This window comes from Streptomyces ipomoeae 91-03, assembly GCF_000317595.1.
GTDB lineage: Bacteria > Actinomycetota > Actinomycetes > Streptomycetales > Streptomycetaceae > Streptomyces > Streptomyces ipomoeae.
This window is the reverse complement of sequence record NZ_AEJC01000370.1, coordinates 38,294-49,262: the sequence shown is the minus strand read 5'-3', so window position 1 is coordinate 49,262 and position 10,969 is coordinate 38,294. Positions and strand designations below refer to the sequence as shown.

Annotated in this window: 6 protein-coding genes; 1 reads left to right on the top strand and 5 read right to left on the bottom strand. The window is 71.6% G+C overall.

Annotation, left to right across the window (positions count from 1 at the left end; genetic code table 11):
* Positions 1-282 precede the first annotated feature (282 nt).
* The 4 genes from STRIP9103_RS23940 to STRIP9103_RS23925 form a co-directional block, all read right to left on the bottom strand.
* Entirely contained in the window at positions 283-1,635 is a 1,353-nt protein-coding gene (locus STRIP9103_RS23940; RefSeq protein WP_048820850.1) for a PrsW family intramembrane metalloprotease, read from the bottom strand.
* Positions 1,636-1,738: 103 nt separating this feature from the next.
* On the bottom strand, positions 1,739-2,596 hold the full coding sequence (gene trmB, locus STRIP9103_RS23935; protein ID WP_009320889.1) for a tRNA (guanosine(46)-N7)-methyltransferase TrmB: 858 nt from the start codon (positions 2,594-2,596) through the stop codon (positions 1,739-1,741).
* A 161-nt stretch (positions 2,597-2,757) separates the two neighbouring features.
* Positions 2,758-3,987: an L-2-hydroxyglutarate oxidase gene (gene lhgO / locus STRIP9103_RS23930; protein WP_199790567.1), complete on the bottom strand. Its 1,230-nt coding sequence runs from the start codon at positions 3,985-3,987 to the stop codon at positions 2,758-2,760.
* 196 nt (positions 3,988-4,183) lie between these two features.
* Positions 4,184-5,608, bottom strand: coding sequence for a hypothetical protein (locus STRIP9103_RS23925; RefSeq protein WP_009320877.1), 1,425 nt, complete (start codon positions 5,606-5,608; stop codon positions 4,184-4,186).
* Positions 5,609-6,321: 713 nt separating this feature from the next.
* Between STRIP9103_RS23925 and STRIP9103_RS23920 the strand changes: the two genes are divergently transcribed.
* Positions 6,322-8,415 carry an asparagine synthase-related protein gene (locus STRIP9103_RS23920; RefSeq protein WP_009320934.1) on the top strand — a complete coding sequence of 698 codons (2,094 nt, stop codon included), beginning with the start codon at positions 6,322-6,324 and terminating at the stop codon, positions 8,413-8,415.
* A gap of 507 nt (positions 8,416-8,922) precedes the next feature.
* On the opposite strand, the gene STRIP9103_RS23915 is transcribed toward STRIP9103_RS23920, so the two are convergent.
* Positions 8,923-10,926: a sigma-70 family RNA polymerase sigma factor gene (locus STRIP9103_RS23915; protein WP_078614027.1), complete on the bottom strand. Its 2,004-nt coding sequence runs from the start codon at positions 10,924-10,926 to the stop codon at positions 8,923-8,925.
* Positions 10,927-10,969: the final 43 nt, after the last annotated feature.

Here is a 10,969-nt window from a genome sequence, read left to right as displayed (position 1 = left end):
GGCCCCTTCCGCCGTCATGCGGCCGGACCGCCGTCCCGATGACCGTCCAGCCTTGCCGTTGTGTCGCCGTCCTCCTGGCTGCGGGCAGTCGTGCCGCTGGGGCGATGGGGGTACCTCCCGCTCATGGGGGAGAAGCCGAGAGTGGGGGAGGGTGGGTGCGGCGGCATCTAGTGGTGCCGAGTTGTGGAGCCCACCCCCGCTCAGCGGCAGCTGCCGGTGCCGCCCAGCAGCACCGCTTCACCTCGACGTCCCCACGCCCGTCCAGCGCCCAGAGACCCCGCCCTACGACCGATACGGGTTGTACACCGGCGTCACCCCGTACACCACCGGCTGCGTATACGCCGAACGGTACTCATACCCCCCGTATCCATCCCCGTGCGCATACCACCCGCCCCCATACGCCCCCGACCAACCCCCCACAACGCCCCGCCCCGCATAAGCCATCGCCGGCCGAGCCAACTCCCGGCGTCGCCACAGTTCGAACAGCAGCTCCCGCTCCCGGAGCACGAAGTCGCCCCCACCCCGCCCCCGCCGCCCCCGATACCGCAGGAACGCCAACGCCGTGGCGAACCCCTCGTACTCGGCGACCACCCGAGCCCCGCCCTTCCCGAAGTGGTGCGCCGCATACTCCCGCGCCACCCGCCGAGCCCGCATCGACCCCATCACGAACGGCTCGCCCGGCGTCAGCCACCCGGCCGCCACATAGGCCGGCAACTCCTCCCGCACCCGCCGCAACTCCCGCTGCCGAAGCCATATCGCGAGCCACGTCAGCAGCCCGAACACCGGCACCATGAACGCCGCGTACACCGCGAAGAACCCGTAGTCCCCGAACGTCGCGGACCCGTTCCAGACCGCGTGCATCCCCATGGCGAGCAACAACCCACCCACCGGTACGAGCACTCGCCGCACATGCTGCCGCTCGGCCGACGCCGCCGCGATCCCGAATCCGATCCCGGTCAGCACGGTGAACAGCGGATGCGCGAACGGCGACATGATCACCCGCACGAAGAAGGTGGCCGCCGTAACCGACGCCAGCCCACTCCCCCCACTGAGCTGATCGGTCCCGAACGCGGTCCCCAGATACAGAATGTTCTCGGTGAACGCGAACCCGGTGGCGGTGACCCCCGCGATCACCACCCCGTCGACCACCCCGGTGAAGTCCCGTCGACGGAACACAAAGATCAACAGGACGGCCGCGGCCTTGGCCGTCTCCTCCACCACCGGCGCTATGACCGTGGCCCCCAACGTGTCCGCGTGCGACGGATCGGCAGTCGCGGTCGCTATCCACTGCGTGGCGAAACTGTTCGCCACGATCGCTATGAGCGCCGCCGCACAAGCCCCCCAGGCGAACGCGAAGAACATGTTCTTCCACGGCCCGGGCTCCACCCGGTCCAGCCACCGAAACGCGGCCATGAGCAACGGCACCGGCAACACCGCGAGCCCCAGCCCGACCAGAAACCCCTCGGTGCCGGTCTGTTCCCGTACGAGCGCCAGGATGACGAGCCCGGACAGCGCGAGCAGCGCGATGAGCGAGCCGTACTTGACACTCTTCCGTTGCCACCAACGCACGGGCCTGAACACACCCCCACCGGCGGGGCCGCTGGGGTATGTCGGGTAGGGGGGACTGGTGGCCATTACATGGACCCTAACGAGGGATGGACGCTACCCGCGACGGCGTCGGACGCGGCAGCCGACAGGGCTCAACCACTCCCGACCCGCTCACGCTTGATCCAACGAACTACTGATCTTGATCTTCCTGATCTTCGAATCGCTCACGTTGCTGTACGCGGCGGAAGAGCAGATCGTTCACCACATGACCCTTGTCCAGTCCCTGCTCCTCGAAACGAGTCAGCGGCCGGAAGTCGGGACGTGGCGCGAACCCGCCGTCGGCCCGGGTGTTCTCGAAGTCCGGATGCGCGGTCAGTACGGCCAGCATCTGCTCGGCGTACGGCTCCCAGTCCGTCGCGCAGTGCACGATCGCCCCCGGCTTCAGCCGCGACGCGACGAGCGTGAGGAACTCCGGCTGGATCAGCCGCCGCTTGTGATGCCGCTTTTTCGGCCAGGGGTCGGGGAAGTAGACCCGCAGCCCGTCCAACGAGTCGGGCCCGAGCATCTCCCGCAACAGAATGATCGCGTCCCCGTTCGCGACCCGGATGTTGGACAGCCCGCCCCGATCCGCGAGATTCAGCAGATTGCCCTGGCCGGGAGTGTGTACGTCGACGGCGAGGATGTTGGTCTCCGGGTCCGCGGCGGCCATCCGAGCCGTCGCCTCCCCCATCCCGAACCCGATCTCCAACACCACGGGCCTGTCGTTCCCGAACAGCTCCCCGAGATCCAGCGCCCGCCCATCGATGTCCAGCCCCCACTTGGGCCACAGCCGCTGCAACGCATCCGCCTGCCCAGCCGTCACCCGACTCCGCCGAGGCTGAAAACTCCTGATCCGCCGCTCGAAGTGAGCCCCAGCGGGATCAGCCTTGGGCCCATCGGGAAACCGAGGTTCCCCCTTCCCCCGGGTACGCCGAATGGACACACCGGGAACATGAGCGCGGTGCTCGGGAGCATGGAGAGCGTCGGGAGTATCGGTGGAGTCAGACACAGTAAGACGATTTTACGCAGCCGTCCGCTCGCACAGCTGCGGGCAATCGTGCGGCTGGGGCGATGGGGGAGGGTGGGCGCGGCGGCACCCTGCCGACGCCGGTAAGCGAAACCCACCCCCGGCCGGCACCACCCCCGGGCGCCCGCTCACCCAACGCACACTCACCCCCTGCCCAGCACAGCCAGGGCTCTCCTCCCCACCTCCCGCCCAATCGGCAGCGAAGCGGTAGCCGCAGGCGAGGGCGCGTTCAGGACATGCACAGCCCGCACCCCCTCCCGAATCAGGAAGTCATCCACCAGGGTCCCGTCCCGAAGCACCGCCTGCGCCCGCACCCCCGCAGCCGCCGGTACGAGATCCCCTTCAGAAACCCCGGGCAACAGCCTCCGCACGGCCCCCGTGAACGCCCGCTTCGACACGGACCGCCGCAGCTCCCCGGCCCCGTACCGCCAGTGCCGCCGGGCTATCCGCCAGGCCCCGGGCCAGGCCAGCGTCGCCCCCAGCTCCCGCACCCGCACCGTCCCCCACCCGTACCCCTCCCGGGCGAGCGCGGGCACCGCGTTGGGCCCGATGTGGACGTTTCCGTCGATCCCCCGGGTCAGATGCACCCCGAGGAACGGAAACGCCGGATCCGGCACCGGATACACGAGCCCCCGCACCATCTCCGGCCGGGCCAGCTCGTAGTACTCCCCGCGAAACGGAACGATCCGCATCCCGGGCTCGTCCCCGGTCATCCGGGCCACTTCGTCGCACTGCAGCCCGGCGCAGTTGACGAGCACCCGCCCCCGTACGACGTCACCGCCCCGCACCCGCACGGCCACCCCCAGCGAGGCCCGCCGATCGATCCGCTCGACCTGGGCCCCGTACCGGATCTCCGCGCCGGAGGCCTCCGCGAACTGCCGGGCGACCCCCACGAAGTCACAGATCCCGGTGGTGCCGACATGTATGGCGGCGAGGCCGCGCACCTCGGGCTCGTACTCGGTGATCTGGGCCGGCCCCAGCTCCCGTACCGGAATCCCGTTCTCCCGACCGCGCTGCACCAGGGCGTGCAGCCGGGGCAGCTCGGACCGCTCGGTGGCGACGATCAGCTTCCCGGTGACAGCGTGGGCGATCCCGTACTCGGCGCAGAACTTCACCATCTCGGCGGCGCCCTTGACCGCGTAGCGCGCCTTCAGCGACCCGGGCCGGTAGTAGATCCCGCTGTGGATGACCCCGCTGTTCCGCCCGGTCTGGTGCCGGGCGGGCCCGGCCTCCTTCTCCAGCACGGTGACCCGTGTCCCCGGCGCGGCCTGCGTGATCGCATACGCCGTCGACAGCCCGACGATCCCACCGCCGACCACGAGCACGTCACAGTCGTACACGACCTGCCTCGCCACGCACCCCACCTCCCGCATCCGATAGTGCACTGCACCACTGACAATGCCCTCAAACACAGAGGCAGTCTTCATGACCCCGGTCACGCAAGGCCGCGCCCCGAAGGGGCGCGGGGCTGTGCCGATGTGCGGCTCCGCCGCGTGGGCGCGGGCAACCACAACCAACCCGCAGCCGCGAGATCACCCCAACCCGGCAGACGAGTGGGCACCCACCGACCTAGGCCGGTGTCATCAGCAAGGGACGCGCCCTCTCCCGCAGCTCAATGACCCGCGGCTCATCCCCATACGGCTCCAGCCGATGCAGCAGATCCTTCACATACTCGGTGGTACGAGCCGAGGAAATGCGCCCCGCGACCTCCACCGCCCGCACCCCCTGCTCACACGCCGCATCGAGGTTGCCGGACTCCAGCTCGGCGACCGCCGACACGACGAGCCGCAGCCCGTGCGAGCGTACGAATTCCTCCGTCGGCCGTGACAGCGCCTGCTCGGTGAAGCGGCGGACCTGACGCGGTGCCTTGAGGTCGCGGTAGCACTCCGCGGCATCCGCGGCGAAGCGGTCGTACCCGTAGAAGCCGAGCCACGAGGGATCGTTGTCGCCGTCGCGGGCCCGCTCCAACCACCCCTCGGCGGCCTTGAGGGCCGCTCCGGCGGCCACCGCGTCACCCGCGCGCGCGTGGGCACGCGCTTCGACGAGCCGGAAGAAGCTCATCGTGCGGGCCGTGGCCAGCCCCCGGTTGCGCTCCAGGGCGGCCTGTGCGAGATCGACGCCCTCGTCGCCGAAGCCCCGATAGGTCGCCTGCAGCGACATCGTGGCCAGCACGTACCCGCCCAGCGGTACGTCGGCCGCCGCCCGCGCGAGCCGCAAGGCCTGGATGTAGTACCGCTGCGCGGCCTCCTGTTGACCCGTGTCAAAAGCCATCCACCCGGCGAGACGGGTGAGTTCCGCGGACGCTCCGAACAGCGCGCGGCCCACTTCGTCGGAGTACGACCCGAGCAGCAGCGGCGCGGCCTCGACCCGTAGGCACTCCGGCACCATGGACGAACGCCAGTCGCCGCCCCCGTACTTGGAGTCCCAGCGCCTGGCGTCCTCGGCGGCCTCGCGCAGCTTCTGCACATCGCTGTGGCCGACCTTCAGCGGCGACCCGGAGCCCTCGGCGGAGCTCGCCTCGCGTGCCACCGAACTGTCGGCCGGGGTTATGAGCCAGCGTGAGGCGGGCGTCGCGTACGCGCTCACCGCGAACGATCCGGCGAGGGACTGCCAGATGCCGCCGGAGCCGGCGCGGCGGCCGGCGAGGTCGAGACGGTAGAGCTCGGTCGCCGAGCGCACCGCCTGTCCGACGTCACGGGGGAAGGCGAGGCCCACCTCGGGTGCGGGATCCGCGTCCGCCAGACCGATCTCGTGGAGCGGCACCGGGCGGCCGAGCTTCTGACCGATCGCGGCGGCGATCAGATGCGGCGCGGCACCCTGCGGCACCATGCCCTTGGAGACCCACCGCGCCACCGAGGTCTTGTCGTAGCGAAGAGTCAACCCGCGTTGAGCGCCAAGATCGTTGACGCGACGCGCGAGTCCTGCGTTGCTGATTCCCGCGAGGGCGAGAACGGCGCCGAGCTTTTCGTTCGGCCCGCGTTGCTCCCTGGACATGCGCCACCCCTCGAACAGACGGCTGCCGCGGCGGCATAGGCGCGCGGCATTCGTAAACCCAGCGTAGTTCGCCGCATCCCAAGCGTTAAGGGGCTCAAATCCTGTTGGCGGGATTGTGGTCCGTACGAAAGTGCGGACAGAGTACGGACTGTTGCGACGTGCTCCCGCTGTGTGGCCGTGCGCCCGTCCGTGCGCTCTTCTCCGGCCATCGGGGGAGCGGTTCCATGGTGGTGCGTGGGTCGGCCCGCTGTACTGGATCCAGTGGGCTGGGGGACACCGCCGCCTCCATCCCCGCGGGCGGCGGACCGGTCCGGGAGGCGAACTCCGCCTCCCGGACTGTGCGTTGACACTGAGTCGCCATCGGGAGGGGTGCGGAGGTTCTGCGAACTTCGCTCCTCGTTCCCGATTTGGCTGAAAATCATCGGTGGTCGCCAGGGGTGAATACCCCTCCGACCACGTCTCTTGAGGGCGCGTTAGGTGTTTTGGGGGAGCGTACCGGGGGCGCATTCGCGTCGTAGACCCGGGGTACCGCTCCGTCGATCACCCCTCTTCAGGGGCGGCCCGAGGGTGTGACGGGGGAGCGCTCAAGGCTCCCCAGGGGCGCACTTACCGGTGCGCAACACTTCGCGCACGCCCTCCAGTGAGCCTCCTTCGTGGCAGCATGGGAGCCGTTCGTACGGTGCACTGGTTGTCCACAGCCTGTGGAGGCGGCGATGCGGTGGTTGGTGGGATGGAGCAGTACCGCCGCTGGCGCCCCCGTGATCGGCGCCGCCGGAGCCACCGGACCCGACGGCGAGACCGTGCACCCGGTGGGCTCCCAACTCCTGTGGGGTGACCCCGATCCGCTGTGGGCGGTGGGGGACTGGCGCCCCGACGAGGTCCGCGTCGTGAAGGCCGACGAACAGACCAGGATCGCCGTCCTCGGCATCTGCGGCGCCTCCGACGAGCAGCTGCGCGTGGCCCTGTTCGCGGCCCGCGGCGGTGCCCTGCGCCATCTGACCGCCTGGCCCGGCAGTTACACCGCCGTCGTCCAGGTCGGCCGCCGGGTGACCGTCTGCGGTGACCTGGCCGGCGCCCGCCCGGTCTTCTACACCCCTTGGGCGGGCGGCACGGCGTACGCGACCGCCGCCCTCCCGCTCGCCGACCTCATCGAGGCCAACCTCGACTTCGGGTACCTGGCCGCCCTGCTCGCCGCCCCCGACGTACCCGACGCCCTCCATGACTCCACCCCGTACGACGGCGTGCGCCGCATTCCCCCGGGGCATGCGCTGATCCTGCGCGCCGGGGCGCGAGAGATCGCCGGCTACGAGCCGGTCGCCTCCCTCGCCGTGGCGGCCCCCGCCGCCGACCCCACCAGCGCGGTGGACGGCGTCCGGGACGCCCTCGTCGAGGCCGTACGCGTCCGCCTGTCGGCCCCCCGGCACGTCCCCGACATCGACCCCGGACCGGTCCCCGGCATGGGCCCTGCCGAACGCCGAGCCGCCCGAGGCATGCCCGTCCCCGGCATCGGCGCGGACCTCTCCGGTGGCCCCGCCTCGGGAACGCTGGCGCTGCTGGCGGCCGGCCTCCCGGGCGCCCCGGGCACGGTCCTGGGCCACGGCACGGGAGCGGGCGAACGCCTCCTGGCCGTCACCTTCAACGACCTGGCGACCTCCGGCCGCGAAGCCGAACTCGAACGCGCCGGAACCCTCGCCGCCAACCCCCGCCTCCACCACGTAGTGGTGACCGGCGGCGAGGAAACCCTCCCGTACGCCGACCTGGAGGGCCCCCTGACCGACGAACCGGGCCCGTCCCTCGTGACCGCCGCCCGCCACCGCGCCCGCCTGGCCTCCGGCAGCGCGGACCACTTCACGGGGTACGGCGCCCGCCAGGTCCTGGATGCCCACCCCGCCCGCCTGACCGACCTCCTGATGGACCGCAAGCGCCGCCATCTGGTCCGCCCGGTCGCCGCCCTGGCCAAGGCGGACGGCTCGGTGATGGTCCCCGCGCGCGTGTACAGCGCCGCCCGCAAGCTGGCCCGCACTCCCTACCGAGCCGGGGTGGAAGTACTGGCCGCCCGCCTGATGCAACGCCGCTTCGAGGAACCCGGAGGCGCGGTAGGGGCTTCGCTGGCGGCCCTCACCTGGGCCAGACCCGGCCCCGCAGCCCGCTGGCTGACGGGGGAGGCACTGGCAGAAGTATCGATTCGCCTGGGAGTGACGACGGGCCGCCCGAGCGTCGGCCCGGGCCAGCGCCCCGGGGACTTCCGGGCCCGAGCAGCGCTGGCCCGCCAGGCCACCGACATCCGCGTCCTCGAACAGGCCGCGGAGATCCGCTCCCAACGCCTGCACGCCCCCTTCCTCGACAACCAGGTCGTACGCGCCTGCCGCGCCCTCCCCGAAGCGCTCCGCGTCCAGCCCGGCGCCAGGGCCGCCGTCCTCCGTACGGTCCTGGAGGGCGCCGGCATCACCGACCTCCCACCCGGCTGGGGCGCCCCCTCCCACGCCACCTCGGCAGCCGCGGTCCGCACCGGCCTCCGAACAGCCGCCGACTCCCTCATCACCCTCTTCGACACCCCCCTCCTCGCCCAGGCCGGCCTCGTCGAAGCCCGGGTCGTCCGCAAGGCCCTCCGCTCAGCCGCCGAGGGCGAACCCTTGCCCCTGGACGGCCTGGCCGACCTCGTCTCCCTGGAACTGTGGCTACGACGCCTGCTGTCCCGCCGGGGCACATGCTGGACGGGCACACCGGCGAGACAACGAGCGGTTCCGGCGGGGATCACGCCCCAGAGGGGGGCCCTGGGGGAGGGGGCCACGGCGAGGCGGGCGTAGGGGGCAGGAGGGCAGCAGGCGACGGGGGCACCTTCAGAGCCCACGGCCTTGAAGCAGCAGGCGATGCGTGCGCCTTCAGAGCCCACGGCCCTGAAAGGGGCGCGGCGCTGTGTCGATTCACGGCTCCACGTGCGAGGGCGCGATCAGCTACAACCAACCCGCGCCCACCCACTCAGCACAGACACCCATCCCCGCAACACATCCGCCCACCTGTGCCCCCGCCCGCCGTCCGCGCGGTGCCCGTCGGCTCTGCATCTGCCCGTTCCCCGTCCGCGTGTTCCGGGCCCGCCTGCGCTGCGGCCTGTGGGCTGCGTGCCCGCCTGTTCGCCGCTCATCTGCTCTGGTCCTGCTCGCGCTGTGGCTCGTCGGCTGCGTGCCCGCCTGTTCGCCGCCCATCTGCTCCGCGCCTGCTCGCGCTGTGCTCCGTCGGCCCCTGCCTACCCGTTCCCTGCCCATCTGCTGCGGGCCTTCTCATAGTCACGCTCGGCGCCACCCACCCGCGGCCCGCTACTCGCAGACGAACCCCGACTCCGCCCAGTCCGCCGGCGTCGCCACGTCGAAGTGGCCGTGCGGCTCGACGACCAGCCGTACGGTCTCCCGCCCGGTGAGGTCCACATGGACCGGAACCGCCGGCTCCCCACGCTGCACGAGCCCGGACTTCCACAGCCGCACCCCGTCGCCGTAGACGGAGAAGTAGAGCTTGCCGGGACCGTGCGTCATGTCGTCGACGCCGACGAGCGCGTCGTACGAGGCGCACCGGCGGTTGAGGTCGATGGTGACGGAGGAGTGGCCGTGCACGGTCACCCCGTTCGCGTAACGCTTTCCGGCGATCGACACCCCGTACCGCTGCCAGACCCAACTGCTCTCACCGATCCGCATCTCGGGCTCGGTGCCGCCACCGAAAACGTCGTAGTCCAGCTCGTTCCACTGGTAGACCGCCGGGGGAGCCGACGTGGGTGTCGGCGACGGCGTCGATGTGGGCGTGGGCGATGGCTCGACCGGCGAAGGGGTCGGTGTGGGTGTCGGCGTAGGAGTCGGCGGGGGCGTCGGTTTCGGAGAAGGCGCCGGAGTCGGCGACTTCGGCCTCGGGGAGGCCGCGGACACCGGCACCACCCCCGGCGGCGGAGCCTCGGGCTCAGGCTCGACCTCGGGCTCCTCCGGCGACTTGGGCGGCGTAGGCTCCGGCGAGACCTCGACGGTCTTCGAGGCGGGCGGCTTGGCCAACGGCTCCTTGTTCTGCCCCTCGTCGGCCGTGAGAGTCGCCAGGAGGTACGCCGTCGTGGCGGCCACCGCCACGATCCCCGCCGCGACACCGACCTTCGCGGGTCCCCCGACCCCCTCGGCACCGCCCCCGGCGCCGGCTCCACCGGACGACCCCCCGCTCGTAGCGGACGCCGCCCCCGCGACCCCGGCCGCCCCGGCCCCCGCACCACCGGCGACGATCGCGGCGACCTTCGCGTACCCGGCGGCCCCGAACCACCCGATGACCGCGATCGGCACCACGCCCGGGATACCGCCGGCGACTTCCTTGATCTGCCCGGCGGCCACCCGGCACGCCGCGCACTCCTCCAGATGCTTGCGCACCCCCCGCTCGGCCCGGGTACGCAGACTGCCGCGGGCGTAGGCGCCGAGCCGGTCGGCATAACGGCCGCACTCCGCGGAGTTGCCCGCGAGGGCGGCGCTCACATGGGCCTGCAGATACGCCTGCTTGAGCCCTTCCCGCGCGCGGCTGGCCAGCACCCGGGTCCCGTTGGCGTCGAGCCCGAAGAGCGTGGCGACCTCGCTCGGCGACTCGTCCTCGACCTCGGTGTGCCACAGCACGGCCTGCCACCGCTCCGGCAACGACCGGAACGCCTGCATCGCCATCGACTGCTCGGCCTCGTGCATCGCCCGCACATCCGCGCCGAGATCGAGGGCGTCGCTGTCGGACATCTCGGCGCCACGCGCCGCCTGCGCCGCGAACACGGCGAAGTCGTCGACCAGATGCTCCCGCTTGGCGGAGGTCGTCCAGCTCGCGGCGACCCGCCGCACCGACGTGAGCAGATACGCCCGTACGGCGTGCTCGGGCCCCTTCCCGCCCCGTACGGCCTGCAACATCCGGGCGAAGACCTCGGCCGTCAGATCGTCCGCCGTATAGGCATCCCGGCAACAGGTCCGCGCATACCGGCGCACGGCCTCGGCATGGCGCCGATACAACTCCTCGTACGCCGTGTCCTCGCCACCCCGCATCCGCTCGATGAGATCGGCATCGGACGGCGCCCGATCGACCCCCTGCTCCCGAGGAGGCGGCAACACCCCGGAGCCGAACCGATCCCACTGAGCCGGAACCCCACCGTCGTCCCCCGCCCAAGCGGTCCCACCACGATCCCTCTGCCGGGGCACCTGAGGATGAGCCTGCGACGCCGACGAGGGCGACCGTGACGATGAGGACCACCGCGACTGCGGAAACCCCCCGCCCCCGGCCCTCGAGTCACCCTCACCCAGCGACTCGTCCCACCTGTCAACACTCATCGCGGAAAGCCCCCGCCGCCTGCCGACCAGTCCTGATCATCGG